Source organism: Loktanella atrilutea (genome assembly GCF_900128995.1).
GTDB classification, from domain to species: domain Bacteria; phylum Pseudomonadota; class Alphaproteobacteria; order Rhodobacterales; family Rhodobacteraceae; genus Loktanella; species Loktanella atrilutea.
The window spans coordinates 27,754-46,435 of the sequence record NZ_FQUE01000005.1 but is presented as its reverse complement, the minus strand read 5'-3'; the positions used below and the strand labels follow the sequence as shown (position 1 = coordinate 46,435).

At 66.8% G+C, this 18,682-nt stretch carries 18 protein-coding genes and 1 tRNA gene; 8 read left to right on the top strand and 11 right to left on the bottom strand.

Going from position 1 to position 18,682, the window contains the following annotated elements; translation table 11 throughout:
• Positions 1–9 precede the first annotated feature (9 nt).
• Positions 10–1,173 carry a glutamine-hydrolyzing carbamoyl-phosphate synthase small subunit gene (carA, locus tag BUA54_RS11500; RefSeq protein ID WP_072857409.1) on the bottom strand — a complete coding sequence of 388 codons (1,164 nt, stop codon included), beginning with the start codon at positions 1,171–1,173 and terminating at the stop codon, positions 10–12.
• A 182-nt stretch (positions 1,174–1,355) separates the two neighbouring features.
• Here carA and BUA54_RS11495 point away from each other — a divergent pair, with 182 nt between their 5' ends.
• Positions 1,356–1,820: a GatB/YqeY domain-containing protein gene (locus tag BUA54_RS11495; protein WP_072857408.1), complete on the top strand. Its 465-nt coding sequence runs from the start codon at positions 1,356–1,358 to the stop codon at positions 1,818–1,820.
• Positions 1,821–1,946: 126 nt separating this feature from the next.
• Here BUA54_RS11495 and BUA54_RS11490 read toward each other — a convergent pair whose 3' ends face one another.
• On the bottom strand, positions 1,947–2,435 hold the full coding sequence (locus tag BUA54_RS11490; RefSeq protein WP_072857639.1) for a DUF2244 domain-containing protein: 489 nt from the start codon (positions 2,433–2,435) through the stop codon (positions 1,947–1,949).
• Positions 2,436–2,607: 172 nt separating this feature from the next.
• Between BUA54_RS11490 and BUA54_RS11485 the strand changes: the two genes are divergently transcribed.
• A complete protein-coding gene (locus tag BUA54_RS11485; RefSeq protein WP_072857407.1) occupies positions 2,608–3,054 on the top strand; it encodes a GNAT family N-acetyltransferase in 447 nt (148 codons plus the stop codon).
• A gap of 143 nt (positions 3,055–3,197) precedes the next feature.
• Here the strand turns inward: BUA54_RS11485 and ctaD are convergent, their stop codons facing one another.
• The gene (ctaD, locus tag BUA54_RS11480) at positions 3,198–4,871 is read right to left on the bottom strand and encodes a cytochrome c oxidase subunit I (protein ID WP_072857406.1); all 1,674 of its coding nucleotides are present in this window, start codon (positions 4,869–4,871) and stop codon (positions 3,198–3,200) included.
• Between the two features lie 221 nt (positions 4,872–5,092).
• Positions 5,093–5,758 carry a lipoyl(octanoyl) transferase LipB gene (lipB, locus tag BUA54_RS11475; RefSeq protein WP_281250645.1) on the bottom strand — a complete coding sequence of 222 codons (666 nt, stop codon included), beginning with the start codon at positions 5,756–5,758 and terminating at the stop codon, positions 5,093–5,095.
• A gap of 313 nt (positions 5,759–6,071) precedes the next feature.
• Here lipB and BUA54_RS11470 point away from each other — a divergent pair.
• The 6 genes from BUA54_RS11470 (at position 6,072) to BUA54_RS11445 (ending at position 12,128) form a co-directional block, all read left to right on the top strand.
• Positions 6,072–6,158: transfer RNA gene (locus tag BUA54_RS11470), tRNA-Leu, on the top strand.
• A 401-nt stretch (positions 6,159–6,559) separates the two neighbouring features.
• A complete protein-coding gene (locus BUA54_RS11465; RefSeq protein WP_178352743.1) occupies positions 6,560–7,654 on the top strand; it encodes an ABC transporter ATP-binding protein in 1,095 nt (364 codons plus the stop codon).
• A 76-nt stretch (positions 7,655–7,730) separates the two neighbouring features.
• Complete coding sequence (locus tag BUA54_RS11460; RefSeq protein ID WP_072857404.1) at positions 7,731–8,837, top strand: extracellular solute-binding protein; 1,107 nt, start codon at positions 7,731–7,733, stop codon at positions 8,835–8,837.
• A gap of 76 nt (positions 8,838–8,913) precedes the next feature.
• Positions 8,914–9,201 carry a DUF1330 domain-containing protein gene (locus BUA54_RS11455; RefSeq protein WP_072857403.1) on the top strand — a complete coding sequence of 96 codons (288 nt, stop codon included), beginning with the start codon at positions 8,914–8,916 and terminating at the stop codon, positions 9,199–9,201.
• Between the two features lies 1 nt (position 9,202).
• Positions 9,203–10,894 carry an ABC transporter permease gene (locus tag BUA54_RS11450; protein ID WP_084114353.1) on the top strand — a complete coding sequence of 564 codons (1,692 nt, stop codon included), beginning with the start codon at positions 9,203–9,205 and terminating at the stop codon, positions 10,892–10,894.
• A 4-nt stretch (positions 10,895–10,898) separates the two neighbouring features.
• On the top strand, positions 10,899–12,128 hold the full coding sequence (locus tag BUA54_RS11445) for an ABC transporter permease (RefSeq protein ID WP_072857402.1): 1,230 nt from the start codon (positions 10,899–10,901) through the stop codon (positions 12,126–12,128).
• A 4-nt stretch (positions 12,129–12,132) separates the two neighbouring features.
• Here BUA54_RS11445 and BUA54_RS11440 read toward each other — a convergent pair whose 3' ends face one another.
• From BUA54_RS11440 to BUA54_RS11410, 7 genes are all read right to left on the bottom strand, one after another.
• The gene (locus BUA54_RS11440) at positions 12,133–13,062 is read right to left on the bottom strand and encodes an AEC family transporter (protein WP_072857401.1); all 930 of its coding nucleotides are present in this window, start codon (positions 13,060–13,062) and stop codon (positions 12,133–12,135) included.
• 62 nt (positions 13,063–13,124) lie between these two features.
• A complete protein-coding gene (locus tag BUA54_RS11435; protein ID WP_072857400.1) occupies positions 13,125–13,919 on the bottom strand; it encodes an MBL fold metallo-hydrolase in 795 nt (264 codons plus the stop codon).
• Positions 13,916–14,701 (bottom strand): TatD family hydrolase, encoded by a 786-nt coding sequence (locus tag BUA54_RS11430; RefSeq protein WP_072857399.1) that lies wholly within the window; start codon positions 14,699–14,701, stop codon positions 13,916–13,918. Before BUA54_RS11430 ends, BUA54_RS11435 begins: the two co-directional genes overlap by 4 nt.
• 3 nt (positions 14,702–14,704) lie before the next feature.
• Positions 14,705–15,823, bottom strand: coding sequence for a DNA polymerase III subunit delta' (locus BUA54_RS11425; RefSeq protein ID WP_072857398.1), 1,119 nt, complete (start codon positions 15,821–15,823; stop codon positions 14,705–14,707).
• Complete coding sequence (gene tmk / locus BUA54_RS11420) at positions 15,820–16,431, bottom strand: dTMP kinase (RefSeq protein ID WP_072857397.1); 612 nt, start codon at positions 16,429–16,431, stop codon at positions 15,820–15,822. The genes BUA54_RS11425 and tmk overlap by 4 nt, the downstream gene beginning before the upstream one ends.
• The gene (locus BUA54_RS11415; protein WP_072857636.1) at positions 16,428–17,633 is read right to left on the bottom strand and encodes a D-alanyl-D-alanine carboxypeptidase family protein; all 1,206 of its coding nucleotides are present in this window, start codon (positions 17,631–17,633) and stop codon (positions 16,428–16,430) included. Before BUA54_RS11415 ends, tmk begins: the two co-directional genes overlap by 4 nt.
• Positions 17,634–17,666: 33 nt before the next feature.
• Entirely contained in the window at positions 17,667–18,557 is an 891-nt protein-coding gene (locus BUA54_RS11410) for an SPOR domain-containing protein (RefSeq protein ID WP_245810640.1), read from the bottom strand.
• Positions 18,558–18,682: the final 125 nt, after the last annotated feature.

Here is an 18,682-nt window from a genome sequence, read left to right as displayed (position 1 = left end):
GGGTCGGGCTCAGTTCACCTTGCGCGCCTGCATGGCATCGGCAAAGCGCTCGAACAGGTAATAGCTGTCCTGCGGGCCGGGGCTCGCCTCGGGGTGATACTGGACCGAGAAGACCGGCCGGTCGGCCAGAGCAATGCCGCAGTTCGACCCGTCGAAGAGACTGACATGCGTCTCCTCTACCCCGTCTGGCAGGGTCTGGCTGTCGACGGTGAAGCCGTGGTTCATCGATGTGATCTCGACCTTGCCGGTGGTCCGGTCCTTGACCGGATGGTTGGCGCCATGGTGGCCGTGGTTCATCTTGATCGTCTGCGCCCCGAGCGCCAGCGCAAGCATCTGGTGGCCGAGGCAGATGCCGAAGACCGGCACGTCGCTGCGGTCGAGCACGCCCTTGATGGTGGGCACGGCATAGACGCCGGTCGCGGCCGGATCGCCGGGACCATTCGACAGGAAGACGCCGTCGGGGTTCAGGGCCAGCACCTCGTCGGCGGTGGCCGAGGCGGGCAGCACCGTCACGTCGCAACCGGCCGAAGCGAGGCAACGCAGGATGTTGCGCTTGGCACCGTAGTCGATGGCGACGACCCGGTGCTTCGGCGCCTCCTGCCGGGCATAGCCCTCTGGCCAGGCCCAGCGCATCTCGTCCCAGCGGTAGCTTTGGACGCAGGTCACGTCCTTGGCGAGGTCGAGGCCGACGAGGCCATTGAAGCCGCGCGCCGCGGCGACGAGGGCCGCGATGTCGAAGTTGCCGTCGGGGTCATGGGCAAGCGCCACATGGGGGGCGCCCTGCTGGCGGATCGCACGGGTCAGGCGGCGGGTGTCGATGCCGCCCATGCCGATCCGGCCGCGCCGGGCGAGCCAGGTCGTCAGTTCCTCGGTGGCGCGCCAGTTCGAGGATTCGGTCGGGTCCCATTTCACGATCATGCCGGCGGCGACGGGGTCCGCCGTCTCGTCATCCTCGGCATTCACGCCGGTGTTGCCGATGTGCGGAAAGGTGAAGGTCACGACCTGCCCCGCGTAGGAGGGGTCTGTCATGATCTCCTGATAGCCGGTCATGGCGGTGTTGAAGCAAAGCTCTGCCGTGGTCTGGCCGGTGGCGCCGAAGCCACGGCCGTAGAAGACGGTGCCGTCGGCGAGGGCGAGGCAGGCGGTGGGTTTCGCGGTGTCGGTGCTGGTCATGCGGGGTCCCCTTCGGCAGGCGCTGGCGGGCGGGCGCGGGCAGGCGCGGGCGCCATATTCGGCTTGTCCTACGGGGGCCGCGGGCCGGGGTCAAGGGGCGGCCGTGACGCCACGTCCGCCCTGCTTGTCAGGGACCGGACGGGCCCCTATGTTGCGCCGACCTCAGAAACAGGACGACCCACATGGACGTGCGACAGCGACTTTCCGCAGCACTCAAGGACGCGATGAAGGCCCGCGAGGCGGACCGGCTTTCCACCCTGCGGCTGATCAATGCCGCGATCAAGGACCGCGACATCGCGCTGCGCGGCACCGGCGCCGAGGATGGCGCCGTGGTCGACAATGCCGACGTGCTGGCGATCCTGGGCCGCATGGTCAAGCAGCGGCAGGAAAGCGCGCGCGCCTACGAGGAAGGCGGCCGGCTGGAGCTGGCCGAGAAGGAACTGTCGGAAATCAAGGTCGTGGAAGAGTTCCTGCCGCGTCAGCTGGATGCCGATGAGACCGCCGCCGCCGTCGATGCGGCCATCGCCGAGACCGGGGCGGAGAGCATCCGCGACATGGGCCGGGTGATGGCGGTGCTGAAGGAGAAATACACCGGGCAGATGGACTTTGCCCGGGTCGGGCCGATGGTGAAGGACCGTCTGGGATGACGGTGGGGTGGGGCGGGCCCGCCCGCCCACCCCTTTTCGGGGCTTTGCCCCGGACCCCAAGGTATTTGCGACAAGAAGAAGGACCGGACGCTGGCGGGCGTATCGTCGCGTTCCGGTGCGCGGATGTCAGCCGCGCAGGGCGCGCTTGAGTTCGTCGTAGAGCGCCAGGCGTTCGGCGGCGTCGAGGAAGGCGCCGATCTCGACCTCGCGGTCGCCGCCGCGCAGGGTGATGTAATTGTCCACCGGGCCGCCCTTGGGGTGCAGGTGGACGCTGACCCAGTAGCGGTTCGCCTGCCAGTCCTGTCGCGGCCCCTTTGGGTTGTGGCGGGTCAGGTGGGCGGTGTCGGCGGTGACGCGCAGCTCTTCCAGCACCTCTCCGCGACGGTAGCTGACGTTCAGCGCATACCACAGGCCGGTGAAGGCGATGGCGAAGAATGGCAGCAGGCCCCACAGCACCGCCGTGCCCAGCACCGTCAGCAGGGGCAGCGTGATGATCGCAGCGGTGGCCCCCATGAACAGCGCGAAATCGCGCCGCAGCAGCGACCGGTAGGGCCAGAGCGCAAGGGTCCAGTCCGGATCGGCGTGCGGCGGTGCGGGCGACCATTCGTAGGGCATGTGCATGTTGTAGCAGGGCGGCCGCAACTGGCAACTGTGCCGGTTGGTCGCGGTGATGCCGGTGGCGCCGGTTGCGAAGAGGGTGGGCGGGATGCCCTTCGCGGGCGTCTCGTTGGCCAGATGACGTGCGGTGTGCCAAGGATATGCGGTGCGTACAGCAGAGGAGATTGGCATGACGATCACGATTCGCGCGGTAGGGGGGCCGGACCGGCCGGCCTGGGATCGGCTTTATGCCGGCTATGCGGCGTTCTACCGGGTGGACCAGACGGCGGCGATGCGCGACACGGTCTGGGGCTGGCTGATGGAGGCAGGGCACGAGACGGAGGGGCTGGTGGCCTGCGCCGCGGATGGTGCGGTCGTCGGGCTGGCCCATTACCGCGCCTTTGCCCGCCCCTTGTCGGCGCGCACCGGGGGATTTCTGGACGATCTTTTCGTCGATCCCGCGGCGCGGGGAAGCGGGGCCGCGGATGCGCTGATCGCGGCGCTGCGCGATATCGGCGCGGCGCGGGGCTGGTCGGTGATCCGTTGGATCACGGCAGAGGACAATTACCGGGCGCGCGGGGTCTATGACCGGCTGGCAGCGCGCACGCCGTGGGTGACCTACGACATCAATCTGTGAGTGCGGGGACGGCGAAGCCCGCGGGCGGGATCCGTTCGGAGAGGTGATCCCGGCGGGTCACGACACGGGTGATCGTGTGCAGGGCCGCGGACGTGAAGAAGGCCCCGGATCGCTCCGGGGCCTTGTTTCGTCGTGGGTCGGGATCAGTGTGCGTGGCTCTTGTCCCAGTCGCTCTGCTTGGGCAGCTGCTCGAACGTATGCTCGGGCGGCGGGCAGGGCAGGGTCCATTCCAGCGTGTCGGCCCATTCGTTCCACGGGTTGTTCACGGTCACCTTGGCGCCGCGGAACAGGGTGTAGAACAGCACGCCGATGAAGAACAGGAACGAGGCGAAGGACAGGAAGGCCCCCAGCGACGAGACGTAGTTCCAGGTGGCGAAGGCCTCCGGGTAGTCGATGTAGCGACGGGGCATGCCCTGACGGCCGAGGAAGTGCTGCGGGAAGAAGGTGATGTTCGCGCCGATGAACATCGCCCAGAAGTGCAGCTTGCCGGCCCATTCGGGATACATGCGGCCCGACATCTTGGGCAGGTAGAAGTAGATGCCCGCGAAGATCGCGAAGACGGCGCCGAGGCTCATCACGTAGTGGAAGTGCGCCACGACGTAGTAGGTGTCGTGGTAGACGCGGTCGATGCCGGCCTGGCTCAGCACGATGCCGGTGACGCCACCGACGGTGAAGAGGAACAGGAAGCCCATCGCCCAGAGCATCGGCGTCTTGAACTCCACCGAACCGCCCCACATCGTCGCGATCCACGAGAAGATCTTGACCCCCGTGGGCACCGCGATGACCATCGTCGCCATCATGAAGTAGGACTGCTGCGTCAGCGACAGGCCCACGGTGTACATGTGGTGCGCCCAGACGACGAAGCCGAGGACACCGATCGCCACCATCGCATAGACCATCGGCAGGTAGCCGAAGATCGGCTTCTTCGAGAAGGTCGCGATGACGTGGCTGATGATGCCGAAGCCGGGGATGATGATGATGTAGACCTCGGGGTGACCGAAGAACCACAGGATGTGCTGGTAGAGGATCGGGTCGCCGCCGCCTTCGGGCTGGAAGAAGGTGGTGCCGAAGTTGCGGTCCATCAGCAGCATCGTGATGGCGCCGGCCAGCACCGGCAGAGCCAGCAGGATCAGCCATGCGGTGACGAAGATCGACCACGAGAAGAGCGGCACCTTGTGCATGGTCATGCCGGGGGCGCGCATGTTCAGGAAGGTCGTGATCATGTTGATCGCACCGAGGATCGAGGACGCGCCCGACAGGTGAACGGCGAAGATGGCGAGGTCCATCGACATGCCGCCCTCGGAGGTGGAGAGCGGCGGGTAAAGCACCCAGCCTACGCCGGAGCCGGCCTGGCCGTTGCCGCCGGGGGCGAGCATCGAGGCGACGCCGAGGGCGGTGCCGGCCACGTACATCCAATAGGACAGGTTGTTCATCCGCGGGAACGCCATGTCCGGGGCGCCGATCTGCAGCGGCATGAAGTAGTTGCCGAAGCCGCCGAACAGGGCCGGGATGACCACGAAGAACATCATCAGGATGCCGTGGTAGGTGATCAGCACGTTCCAGAGGTGCCCGTTGGGCGTGCAGGGCGTGGCCGCGTCGGTGAAGATGCGCGCGCCTTCCATGCACATGTGCTGGACGCCCGGTTCCATCAGCTCGACCCGCATGAAGACGGTCAGGGCCACCGAGATGAAGCCGACAAGGCCTGCGGTGAACAGATACAGGACACCGATGTCCTTGTGGTTGGTGGACATGAACCAGCGGGTGAAGAACCCCCGCTCGTCGTGATGGTCATGGCCGTGGATGGCGGCGTCTGCCATGTGGCTCTCCCTCGGGTTTGGCTACGGACTGTCAGCGCGCGCGAGTCACTTCGCCCGGCGTCCTGCATTGCGCCCGTTCTAGTGGGTCGTCCCGGGCATCGCAACATTCAAAGGCACGTCTTGGCTGGGATATATTGGCGCAGGGCGGGGCCGTTGCGGGCAGGGGACGTGACCTGGCGGTGCCGCGACCGGCCGCCACGGAAGCGTGGGGCGCGACGCGCCTAGGATGCGTCGGGAAAGACCTCTGCAAAGGTCTGGCGCAGGGCGACGTCGAGGTCGTCCATCGTGACCGGCAGGCCCAGATCGACGAGGCTGGTGACGCCGTGGTCGCGGACGCCGCAGGGCACGATGCCGTCGAAGTGCGAAAGATCGGGTTCGACATTGATCGACAACCCGTGGAAGCTGACCCACTTGTGCAGCCGGATGCCGAGGGCTGCGATCTTGTCTTCCTGCACCGTGCCGTCCGGGGCGAGCGGCTTGTCCGGCCGGGCGACCCAGACCCCGACGCGGCCGGGCCTGATCTCTCCCACCACATTGAAACGGTCGAGCGCCATGATGATCCAGCGTTCCAGATCCTGCACGAAGCGGCGCACGTCACGGCCACGCCGGCCCACGTCGAGCATGACGTAGGCGACACGCTGGCCGGGGCCGTGATAGGTATACTGTCCGCCGCGGCGCGCGTCGAAGACCGGAAAGCGGTCGGGATCGACCAGATCGGCGACCCGGGCAGAGGTGCCGGCGGTGTAGAGCGGAGGGTGTTCCAGCAGCCAGATCAGTTCCTCCGCCTCGCCGGCGGCGATGGCCTTGGCGCGGGATTCCATGAAGGCAAGCGCGTCAGGGTAGGGGACGGGGGTCTCGGAGGTGAGCCAAGCGACCATCTTGTTCACGCGGGCCGTGGCCCGGCCTTTCGGATATCGGGGCAGGGGGAAACGGCACGCGGGGCACTTCGGAACCGAAGGCCGGGTGTCTTTGTCGTAAAGGTGAAGGACAGGCGCGGCAGCAGACTTTTCCTTGATGTTGCGGCCGCAGATATAGGCGTCCCGGACTGGGACCGCCACCGGGGGAATGGGCTTGTCCGGGCTTGGCGGCGGGCGTCAGGGGTCCTGTGGGCTTGCCGCGCCTCGCAAAGCGCGGCGCGCGCACGATTGGGGCTTGATGCGGCTTTGCACTTTGGCTAGCAAGCGGCCCAAGCCCTGACGTGCGGTCGTGGCGGAATTGGTAGACGCGCAGCGTTGAGGTCGCTGTTCTTTAACCGGAGTGGGGGTTCGAGTCCCCCCGACCGCACCAGGGCCTTTTCCCCAACATTCGCTATGTGACGGCCTGTGGCCGGTCGAGTCGGGCCGTTGCGGCGCGATCTGGCCCGCTTGTCGCGATGTCCCCTTTGTACCAAAGATTGCGCAAGATCAGGATTCTATGTCCGGTCTGACGTCCCGTTTTGCCGTCCCGGCGCAGCCATCGCGCGCCGGATCGGATCGTCGCACAACCTGCGGGATCACACGGGAACGCCGGTTTGATAAGCAAAGTTGCGGGAAAATCGCCTGCGAAACGCCGCCCCCGCAGGATATCCCCCTGCAATAACGCGCTTTTTGGCGTTCACCGGGAATCCGGTTGCATATCGGGCGGTCGGTTGCTTTATTTCGCATCAGAAGAGTGCGGGATAACCCGCCGGACACAACGGGGAGATTGGCGTGGCGCAAGGCGACGACGCTTTCGTGGAATTCGACCGCGTTCAAAAGAGCTATGACGGTGAGAACCTTGTCGTCAAGGATCTGAACCTGTCGATGCCGAAGGGCGAGTTCCTGACGATGCTTGGACCTTCGGGGTCCGGCAAGACCACCTGCCTGATGATGCTGGCCGGGTTCGAAACCGCGACCCATGGGGATATCCGCCTCAAGGGCAAGCCGATCAACGATATCCCGCCGCACAAGCGGGGCATCGGCATGGTGTTCCAGAACTATGCGCTGTTCCCGCACATGACCGTGGCCGAAAACCTCGCGTTTCCGCTGCAGGTCCGCAAGATGTCCAAGGACGTGCAGCAGCAGAAGGTGAAACGCGCTCTTGACATGGTGCAGATGGGGACCTTTGCGGGGCGCCGTCCGTCGCAACTCTCGGGCGGTCAGCAGCAGCGGATCGCGCTGGCGCGCGCACTGGTGTTCGAGCCGGAGCTGGTGCTGATGGACGAACCCCTGGGCGCGCTCGACAAGCAGCTGCGCGAGACGCTGCAGTTCGAAATCACCGATCTGGCGCACAAGCTGGGGATCACCGTGGTCTACGTGACCCACGACCAGACCGAGGCGCTGACCATGTCGGACCGCGTCGCGGTGTTCGAAGCCGGCCGCATTCAGCAACTGGCGACGCCAAGCCAGCTGTACGAAGAGCCGCAGAACAGCTTCGTCGCGCAATTCATCGGCGAAAACAATACGCTGGAAGGCGTCGTTGCGGAAATCAGGGACGACACCTGCGTCGTGAAGCTGGACAGCGGAGAGACCATCGACGCCGTGCCGGTGAACGTGAGCAAGGTCGGCGAGCGCACGAAGGTCAGCATCCGGCCCGAACGGGTCGAGGTCGACACCAAGAAGCTGGGGCCAAATGCCCACACTTTGAAGGCCGAGGTGCTGGAATTCATCTACATGGGCGACATCTTCCGCACGCGCCTGCGGGTCGCGGGCATCGACGATTTCGTCATCAAGACACGCAATTCCCCCGATCAGGTCAAGCTGACACCGGGGTCCACGATCGACATCGGCTGGCTGCCGCGGGACTGCCGCGCGCTGGACGCCTGATGCGAGACAGGGCAGGCCACGCCCGGCGGCCTTGCCCGAAAAGATCATGACCGGGTAACCAAACGGGAGTTTACGAATGACCTTGAAGACAACACTGATCGCAACGACGGCATTTTCGCTGGTCGCGACAGGCGCCTTCGCGCAGGACATGTCGAACGACATGACCATCGTATCGTGGGGTGGGGCCTATCAGGACAGCCAGCTGAAGGCCTACGTCGAACCCTACCTTGAAGCGCACCCCGAAGTGAACGTGACCTGGGACGAGTCCTCGGCCGAGGCCGTGGCCAAGCTGCGCGCGATGAACGAAGCCAATAACATCACCTGGGATCTGGTCGATGTCGTGGCGTCCGATGCGCTGCGCCTGTGCGACGAGGGCATCGCCAAGGAGCTTGATTTCGACGAAGTGCTGGCGCCCGGCGACGATGGCTCTACCCCGACCGACGACTTCGGCAACCTGCTGATCAACGACTGCTTCGTGCCGCAGATCGTCTATTCGACGACCTTCGGCTATCGCACCGACATGGTCGGCGACACGCCCCCGACCACGGTCTGCGACGTCTTCGACCTGGAAAAGTATCCGGGCAAGCGCGCCCTGCAGCGGCGTCCGATCGACAACATGGAATGGGCGCTTTACTGCGACGGCGTCGCCAAGGAAGACCTGTACGACGTGCTGGGCACCGACGAGGGCCAGCAGCAGGCCTTTGCCAAGCTGGACACGATCAAGGATCAGGTGGTCTGGTGGACCGCCGGCGCCGAGACGCCCCAGCTGCTCGCCGATGGCGAGGTCGTGATGGGCTCGACCTTCAACGGTCGTCTGTTCAGCGCGATCGTCGAACAGGACCAGCCGATCGAGATGCTGTGGGACATGCAGTCCTTCGACCTCGACGGCTGGATCGTCCCCGAGGGCCTGGCCCCCGAGAAGGAGGCCCGCGTCATGGACTTCCTGAAGTTCGCGACGGACACCCAGCGTCTGGCCGATCAGGCCGCCTACATCAGCTATGGCCCGGCACGTAAGTCCTCGGCCCCGCTGGTCGGCCAGCATGCGTCGCTGGGCATCGACATGGCACCCTTCATGCCGACCGATCCGGCCAACGCCACCAACGTCCACAACTATGACTACGGCTGGTGGGCCGACTACCGCGACGATCTGGACGCCAAGTTCCAGGCGTGGCTGGCCCAGTAAGGGACCGACATGACAGGGGGCGGGCCGTCACGGCCCGCCCTACCCAAGAAGAAACGACAGCGACAGGAACAGCGCGATGCCAAAAGGTTACATCATCGGCCATGTGAAGGTGACGGACCCGGAGGGGTATCCCGAATACGTCCGCCGCGACACGCCGATCCTTGAATCCCACGGCGGGCGCTTCATCGTGCGCGGTGGCGCATCCCAGACGCCGGAGGGCGAGGAGATGGGCCGTCACGTCGTCATCGAATTCGACACATACGAGGCCGCGCAGGCGGCCTACAACGACCCCGCCTATCAGGAGGTCGCCGAGATCCGCCGCCGCTGTGCGATCAGCACCCTGATCCTTGTCGAAGGAGTCTGAGATGAGCGATGCCACCCATGGACCCGACAACCTGACCGGCATCACGCCGGACACCGGCCTCAAGATCGGCAAATCCGACAAGGACGGCCCGATGCTGGCCGCCGACGGCACGCCGTTGAAGACATCGTTGAACCGCGCCCTGCGCCGGCAGAAGCGCCGCGCGCTGATGCTGATCGCGCCGCTGCTGCTGTTCATCCTGCTGACCTTCATCTACCCGATCGGCGAAATGCTGTTCCGGTCCGTCGAGAACCAGATCGTCGGCGATACCCTGCCGCGCACGGTGCGGGTGCTGGCCGACTGGAATCCGGATGAGACCGAGGTGCCGGGCCCCGCGGTCTTTTCCGCGCTGGCCAAGGACATGACCGTCGCGTCGGAAGAAAAGAACCATACCCGGCTGGGATCACGCCTGAACTACGAGGTCTCTGGCATCTCGTCCCTGTTCCGCAAGACCGGGCGCAACGTCGACGACATCGGCGAGAATTATACCGAACAGTTCGTGGCGCTGGACCCCGCGTGGGAGGATCCGCAGACCTTCGTCGACATCTTTGCCGGGCCGCGTTGGGTCGAGGCGAATGCCGCATACGACGGCGAGGGCCGCCGCCCGACGTTCCGCCTGGCCGAGGGCGTGGGCGAGGTGCTGCCGCAGACGGCGAGCATCTACAGGGATTTTGCCCGCGTCGTTCAGGTAGAGGACGACGACAACCCGGCCGAGGAAGAGCCGTGGAACAGCGTCTATCTGGCGCTTTACGAGGACCTGCGCGACGGCGCCGCGATCCCGGCCGACTTTCCGCACGCCGCACTGCTGACGGCGGCGCAGGCCGCAGTGCCGAATTTCGCGACCACCAACCTGCAGGCCGCCTTCGTCGACATGGACAAGGACTGGACCGACCGGGAGGTCTGGCGCACGATCCAGACCTATTCCGCGCCCTACACGACAGGCTATTTCCTGAACGCCGCCGACCTGCAGTTGACGCCGGACGGCATCGCGTGGCGACCCGAGAACGAGCGGGTCTACATCACGCTTTTCGTCCGCACGCTGATCATGTCGACGGCGATCACCGTGGCCTGCATCCTGCTGGGCTATCCGATCGGCTGGTTGCTTGCGAACCTGCCCAGCCGTCAGGCGAACCTGTTGATGATCCTCGTGCTGCTGCCGTTCTGGACGTCCCTGCTGGTGCGGACCTCTGCGTGGAAGGTGCTGCTGCAGGATCAGGGGGTGATAAATGACCTGCTGGTCTGGATCGGTTTCGTGTCCGACGGCAACCGGCTGGCGCTGATCAACAACGCGACCGGCACCATCATCGCGATGACGCATATCCTGCTGCCCTTCATGATCCTGCCGCTCTATTCGGTGATGAAGACGATCCCGCCGAGCTATCTGCGCGCGGCAAAATCGCTGGGAGCGACGAACTGGACCGCCTTCTGGCGGGTCTATTTCCCGCAAAGCGTGCCGGGCATCGGTGCGGGGTCGATCCTCGTCTTCATCCTCGCCATCGGCTATTACATCACGCCGGAAATCGTGGGCGGCACCAAGGGTGTCTTCATTTCGAACCGGATCGCCTATCACATCTCGACCTCGCTCAACTGGGGTCTGGCGGCCGCACTGGGCGCGATCCTGCTGGTGATCGTCATGGCGTTCTACTGGGCCTACGACCGCATCGTCGGCATCGACAACGTCAAGCTGGGAGGCTGAAGCCATGTCATCCGTCGCGTTCAATCCCGAACAGGGCAAGCCGCTGCATCCCTTCGTCACATTCACCCTGCCGCTGGTCGCCGTGTTCGGCGCGCTGCTGGGGTTCATCGGGGGGCAGGCCGCGGGACTCGGCCCGCTGGAAGGGGCGATCTTCGGCGCCGTGATCGCCGCCGTGCTGGCCTTCGTGCTGACCCGGTTCCTGCCGCGCAAGACCGGCCGCTGGGGCGCGATCGCGGTCTGCGTCGCGATGGGGTTCTTTGCCGGCGGATTTGCCGGCGCCGTTGGCGGATTGATCCTTGGCGCGCTGCTGGGCTGGGCGGTCTACTGGCTGGACACCGGCGATTACCGCCGCGGTGTGCCACCCTATGCGACGACCGGGCAGGTGCTCTGGCACAACAGCTTCAAGTTCATCTGCGGGGCGATCTTCTTCTTCCTGATCGCGCCGATCATCACGATCATTCCGCTGTCGTTCAATGCGCAGAACTTCTTTACCTTCACGCCGGAGATGCTGGCGCTGGACCCGGCGGGCTTCAGCCTCAAGCACTATCAGGATTTCTTTACCAACGACGCCTGGCTGCAGCCGCTGAAGAATTCGCTGATCATCGCGCCTTTCGCGACGTTCATCTCGGTCTCTCTCGGCACGCTGGCGGCGATCGGGCTGTCGCAGAGCCACGTGCCGGGACGCCGCGCGATCATGGCGGTGCTGATTTCCCCGATGATCGTGCCGCTGATCATCTCGGCCACGGGCATGTTCTTTTTCTACAGCCAGATGGGGCTGTTCATGGAAAACTACCTTGGTATCTCGAAATCGCTGAGCGGCTACATCAAGGTCATCCTCGCCCATGCGGCGCTGGGTGTGCCCTTTGTGATCATCACGGTGACGGCGACGCTGGTCAGCTTCGACCAGTCGTTGACACGGGCGGCGGCGAACATGGGGGCGAACCCGGTGACGACCTTCTTCAAGGTGCAGATGCCGCTGATCCTGCCGGGCGTGATCTCTGGCGGGCTGTTCGCCTTCATCACGTCCTTCGACGAGGTCGTGGTGGTGCTGTTCGTCGGCGCCGCGGCGCAAAAGACGCTGCCGTGGCAGATGTTCACCGGTCTGCGCGAGCAGATCAGCCCGACGATCCTTGCGGTGGCCACGATCCTCGTCATCATCTCGATCGCGCTGCTGACGGTGGTGGAACTGCTGCGCCGCCGGTCGGAGCGGTTGCGGGGCATGTCGCCGGGCTGATCCGTCAGGGCAGCACGGCGAGCCAGCCCCAGACCGTCAGGATCGAGACGCCGGTGGCGATCAGCACGGCGCTGGCCGCCACGCGGCGTGCGCGGCCGTACATGTTGGCGAAGACATAGGCGTTCACTCCCGGTGCCATGGCCGATGTGAGGATGGCAGAGCGCAGTTCCGGCACGCTGAGGTGGGCAAATCCTGAGAGCAGCCAGACAATGGCCGGATGCAGGATCAGGCTGATCGCCACCACGAAGAGGATCGCGCGCATGTCGCCGGCGGGGCGGTAGCGGAAGAGCACGCCGCCGAGGCCGAAGAGGGCGGCAGGCAGGGCGGCGCGGACCATCAGGTCGATCGCGTCGGTGAAGACGCCGGGCAGGGGCAGGCCGGTCAGGTTGACGATCAGGCCGAGCGTGATGCCTATGATCAACCCGTTCTGGAACATCGCCTTCAGCACCTTGGCGGGCAGGGCGCGGGCGGAATTGCCGGTGTTGCGCGCGATTTCCATCGCGGTGATGCCCAGCAGGTAGCCGAAGGGCGAGTGGATCGCGATGATCGCGTAGTTGTAGCGCAGCGCATCCGTGCCGTAGGCGCGTTCGGTGATCGGCAGGCCCAGCAGCAAGGTGTTCGAGAACAGGGCGCAGAATCCGATGGCGACGCTGTCCTGCCAGTCGCGCTTGAACAGCACCCGCGCGCCGATCATGCCGACGAAGAAGCAGATCGTGGCGCCGGTGTAGAAGGTGGCGAGCAGGGCCGCGTCGAAGTTCTGGCCGAGGTCGAGGCCGCTGATCGCGCGAAACAGCAGGCAGGGGATGGCGAAGGTCTGGGTGAAGCGCATCAAGCCGTCGACGCCGCTGTCGGTGAAGAGGTTCTTCCACACCGCGACGTAGCCGAAGCCGATCACGAGGAAGACCGGCAGGATGACGTCGATCAGATTGCCCATGGCAGCGTCCTTGGGGAAGGGCCGGATGCCTCCGGCGGGAGTTTAACCGGCCGGATGAAGGATCAGGCGGCGCGCGTCAGTGTCAGGCCGTCGTGGGCCGGGATGACGCCGGGGGGCAGTTCGCCCTGCAGGGTGCGGTAGTCGAGGTCGATGTGCATGTTGGTCAGCACCGCCTGACGGGGCCGGGCGCGGGCGATCCAGTCCAGCGTCTGGGCCAGATGGCTGTGGCTGGGGTGCGGCGTGCGGCGCAGGGCGTCGACGATCCAGATGTCGAGGTTCTGAAGGGCATCCCATGCGGCCTGCGGGATGTCGGAGACGTCGGGCAGGTAGGCCACGTCAGCGATGCGGAAGCCAAGGGCCGGAATGGTGCCGTGCACGACCTCGAACGGGGTCAGGACGATCTGGCCGCCGGGGCCGTTCACGATGACGTCGCCGCGGATCGGCCGCAGATCGCAGATCGGCGGGTAGGCGGAGCCGGCTGGCGTCTCGAACGCATAGCCGAAGCGGTTGCGCAGGGCGGCCGTCGTGGGGGCATCGGCCCAGATGTCGAGGCGTTTGCGCATGTTGAAGACGATCATGCGCAGATCGTCGATGCCGTGGACATGGTCGGCGTGCGGATGGGTGTAGACGACCGCGTCGAGGGTGCCGATCCCCGCGTCGAGGAGTTGTGCGCGCAGATCCGGCGAGGTGTCGATCAGCACACGCGTCGTGCCGTCGGGCCCGTCACGTTCGACCAGCAGCGAGCAGCGGCGGCGGGCGTTCCTCGGGTCGGTCGGATCGCAGTCGCCCCAGTGCCCGCCAAGGCGCGGCACGCCGCCGGACGAGCCGCAGCCGAGGATGGTGAAGCGATAGCTCATGCCGCCTTCCAGAACAGGCGGTCGAAGTTGGCGGAGGTGGCTTTCGCGAAGTCGTCGAGGGAGAGGCCGAAGGTGTCCGCCCCGACCTGCGCCGTATGCGCGGTGTAGGCGGGCTCGTTCCGGCGGCCGCGGTGCGGCGGCGGGGCGAGGTAGGGGCTGTCGGTTTCCACCAGTATCCGGTCGAGGGGTGCGTCGGCGAAGATCGCCCGCAGATCCGACGATTTCGGAAAGGCCGCGATGCCCGACATCGACAGGTAGAAGTCGAGGCCCAGCGCCGCCTCTGCCAGCGCGCGGGAGGAGGAGAAGCAGTGCATCATGCAGGTGTAGGGGCCTGCTGCATGTTCCTCGGTCAGGATGCGGGCCATGTCGTCGTCGGCGTCGCGGGCATGGATGATCAGGGGCAACCTGGTCTGTCGGCAGGCCTCGATGTGCAGACGTAGGCTGTCCTGCTGGGTCGCCTTCGTCTCTGCGGTGTAGTGGTAGTCGAGGCCGGTCTCGCCGATGCCGACCATCTTGGGGTGCCGTGCGAGGTCCACCAGCTGATCGACGGTGACGGGGGCGTGGTCGCCGACGCTCATCGGGTGGACGCCCGCGGCCCAGAAGATGCCCTCGTGCGCCTCTGCAATGGCGGCGACGCGGGGGGCGTTGGGCAGTTTGGTGCAGATCGTCACCATGCGGGTGACACCGGCGGCGCGGGCGCGGGCGATGACCGCGTCGCGTTCGTCGTCGAAATCCGGGAAATCCAGATGGCAATGGGCGTCGACGAGGGCGGGAAGGGTCATGGATCAGCCTTGGGTGGTGGCGAGCGCCGTCTGTTCGATGCTCAACACCATATCGAGGATCAGCGCCGCAGGGTCAAGGTTGACCGCCCGTCCGTGCCGCGCCCGGGCCGAAGCGCGTTGCTGCAGGTCGGCCCATGCCCGGGCAGCGCGGTCATGGGGAGAGATGCGGGCCAGCAGACGCGCCTCGCCGGCGGTGCCCTGAGAGGCCGGCTCTCCCATCAGGCCGGCGCGGGCGGTGCGGGCGAGGAAGCGGTCGATCAGGTCGAGGACCAGCGCGAAGCGGGTGTCGTTGGTGCGGCCGGCGCAGCTTTCGGCCAGCTTGATCGTGGCGTTGCGGTCAAGGTGGGGCAGGGTCATCATCAGGCCGATCAGCTGCGCATAGAGCTGCAGGCCGTCCTGCGTCAGCAGGCGCACGGCGTCGCCGGCGGACCCGGCAGAGAGGGTGGCCAGCGCCTCCGTCGCCTCCGTCTCCAATCCCGCCTGGGTCAGGGCGGCGCCAAGATCGGCGGCGGAGAGCGGCGCGCAGCGCAGCACCCGGCAGCGGGACCGGATCGTCGGCAGCAGGCGCGACGGCTGGTGCGCGATCAGCAGCAGGGCGGTGCGGGCGGGAGGCTCTTCCAGTTCCTTGAGGATGGCGTTGGCGGCGGAGCGGTTCAGCTCGTCTGCCGCATCGACGATGACGACGCGGCGGCCGCCGTCGGTGGCGCTCATGTGAAAGAAGTCGCGCATCCCGCGCACGGCGTCGACGGTGATTTCGGATTTCAGGGCACCGGTCTTGTCGTCGGTGGGCCGCCGCACGACATAAAGGCGCGGATGCGCGCCGGACTGGATCAGCCGGGCGTCGGGGTTTTCGGGGTCGATGGTGAGCGATGTGACGGGCGGCGGGTCGCCGAAGAGCCCGCCCTCGGCCGGGCGGTCGGCGAGCAGGAAGGTCGCGATCTTCCACGCCAGCGTCGCCTTGCCGACGCCGCGCGGCCCGGTGATCAGCCAGCCGGAGTGCATGCGCCCCGCGTTCCACGCGTCGAGGAAATCGGCCACGGCGGCGTCCTGCCCGTAAAGCTGTGGGGTATCGCGCGGATGCGGCGCACCGGCGATGCGGTCGGGTTCGGGGGCCTCGGTCACAGGTGGGCCCTGATTTCTGACGCGACGGCGGCGGGATCGCGGTTGCCGTCGATCACCACGCAGCGGTCGGTATTGGCGCGGGCGAGGCTGAGGAAGCCATGGCGCAGGGTTTCCTGAAACGGCAGGCCCATGTCCTCGAACCGGTCCTCGCCACTGCTGCGGGCGAGACCGCGACGCAGGGCGGTGGCGGGGTCCATGTCGATGATGAAGGTCAGGTCGGGTTCGCGACCGATCATCAGGGTGTGCAACTGGTCGACCATGTGGCGCAGGTCGCCGCGGGTCGCGCCCTGATAGACACGGGTGCTGTCGGCGAACCGGTCAGAGATCACGGTTCGGCCCGCGTCCAATGCCGGCAGCACCGTTTTTTCAAGGTGGTCGCGACGGGCCGCGGTGAACAGCAGGATCTCGGTCCGCGCGCTCCACCGGTCCGTGTCGCCGGTCAGCAGAAGGCTGCGGATTTCCTCTGCCCCCGGACTGCCGCCGGGTTCGCGGGTCAGCACGACCTCTGTCCCGTCGGCGCGCAGGCTGTCCGCCAGCAGGCGGGCCTGCGTCGACTTGCCGGAACCGTCGATCCCCTCGAAAGAGATGAACCGCGCCGTGGCGGTCATGCGGGCGGTGCGGCGGCGGCGTCGGTCGCGGTGTCGGCGGGCGCAGCCTCTTCCGCCGTGGCGTCGGTGATCTTGCCCATGATGACCTGCGCCGCGGTGCGCATCCGGGGCATGAAGCCGCCACGCGGCACGTCACGGTCGGCGACCAGCGGCACCCGCTTTTCCGGCATGCCGTCAAGGCTGATGACAAGCTCGCCCAGCTGTTCTCCGACGGTGATCGGGGCCTGGATCGGGCTGTCATAGACGATGTTGGCGGGGATGTTGTCCTGTTGCAGGACAGGGATCAGCAGCGACAGGTCCTGGCCCACGGTCAGGCCGACCTGCGGCTTGTCGCCCATCCAGACGGGCGCATCGGCGATCCGGGTCCCGGCCTTGGCCACGTCCTTCTGCGCGAACTGCCGGAAGGCCCAGTTGACGATCCGCTCCGCCTCTTCCCGGCGTTCGGCGGTGCTGTCCATGCCGGACAGGACGAAGATGATCCGCCGCCCGTCCTGCTTGGCGGACCCGACGAGGCCGTAGCCTGCCTCTGCCGTATGCCCGGTCTTGAGCCCGTCGGCACCGATGCCGAGGCCGAGGATCGGGTTGCGGTTCTGGGTGTTGGACGGCACGCGGCCGTCGAACAGGAATTCCTGTTCCGAGAAGATCGGGTAGAAGGTCGGGTAGTCGGTGATCAGGTGGTCGGCCAGCGTGCCCAGATCGTGCATCGACATCAAATGACCGGGGGCGGGCCAGCCGTTCGCGTTCAGGAAGGTGGAATCGTTCATTCCCATCTGCCGGGCGCGGTCGGTCATCATGCGGGCAAAGCCGGCTTCCGTACCGTCGGGCGACAGTGCCTCTGCCAGCACCACGGCGGCGTCATTGCCCGACAGGACGATGACGCCGCGCAGCAGATCCTCCACCTTCACCCGGTCGGTGGTGTCGAGGAACATGCTCGATCCGTCGTAGCTCGCCGCGTGTTCGGAGACGGGGAGTTCCTCGTCGATGCGCAGGCGGCCGTCGGCGATGGCCTCGAACGCCATGTAGATCGTCATCAGCTTGGACATGGACGCGGGCGGCAGCGGCTCGTCGGCGTTCTTGTCCAGCAGCACGGTGCCGGTCGTCTCGTCCAGCACGTAGGCGGCGCGGGCCTTGGTGTTGAAGGCCTGCGCCCCGGCTTGGCCGGCACCGAGGCACAGCAGCAGGACGGCGAGGGGGCGGATCATGGCGCGCATGGCAAAAGCTCCGGGGCAGGGGTCCTAGTTGGTCACGGCGTAGGCGTCGGGGAAGCCCAGCGCCTTGATCTTGTCCAGCACCGCGCTGCGGTCCGCGACGGTCGGTGCGGGGCCGACGACGACGCGCCAGAACGACTTGCCCTGGCTGTTCTGGGCCAGCACGCTGGCGGACAGGCCGTCCGCGCGCAGGCGGTCGGCGGTCTCGTTGGCGTTCGCCTCGATGCTGAAGATGCCGATCTGGACGAAGGGTTTTTCGAGGTTGGAAGTCGGGGCCGCGGGGGCCGGTTCCGGCGTCGCCGGCGCGGCGGCGGGCAGGTCGGTCGCGACCGGCGCGGGGTCGGCGGCCGGCGCCTCCGTCCCGGGCTGCGGGTCGAGCGGCGTGGCCGCGATCACCTCCGGGGCGTCGAAATTCGTGATCGCCGTGGCGTCCGGGGCGGGCGCCTCCTCGCGCCGCAGGGCGATGACGCTGAGCGGGGCGGGCGCACCGGCCAGCACGCCCAGCGCCTCTGCCGCGTCCGAGGAGACCTGCAGCGCGGGGCCGGGGTTTTCCAGCTCGCGGCGGAACAGGGCGCCGATCACGAACTTGCCGTTGGCGGTGTTGCGGATGATCACCCGCTCGGGGTCGGTCACGGTGGGGTGGGCGACCCAGACGCCGCCCAGCGACGGGCGGCCATCCCACAAGCCGGGTTCGGTCAGCGAGAAGACCTCCGGCGCCTCGATGTCGCGCTCTGCAAGGTTCATGGCGCCGCCGGTCAGGGCGGCCGGGCCATCCGACCCGCCATCCTTCGTCAGCTTGTCGCAACCGGCCAGCGCGACGATGGAGAGCAGGGCAAGGGTGCAGGTCGCCCGGCCCCATCCGGGGCGGGTCTTGTGCCGCGCCATGTCGTGAAATGCCTGCCCGGTCGTCTCTGCCATCGCTCGCCCTCGTCACTTCGGGGTGGCGCGCCACCGTTTGACACGGTCCTTGCTGCGCGGCACCCGGCTTTGCGGACGGGCCACCGGCCCCCCGCCTTTTGCGCGACACTAGCGCCTGAGGCCCG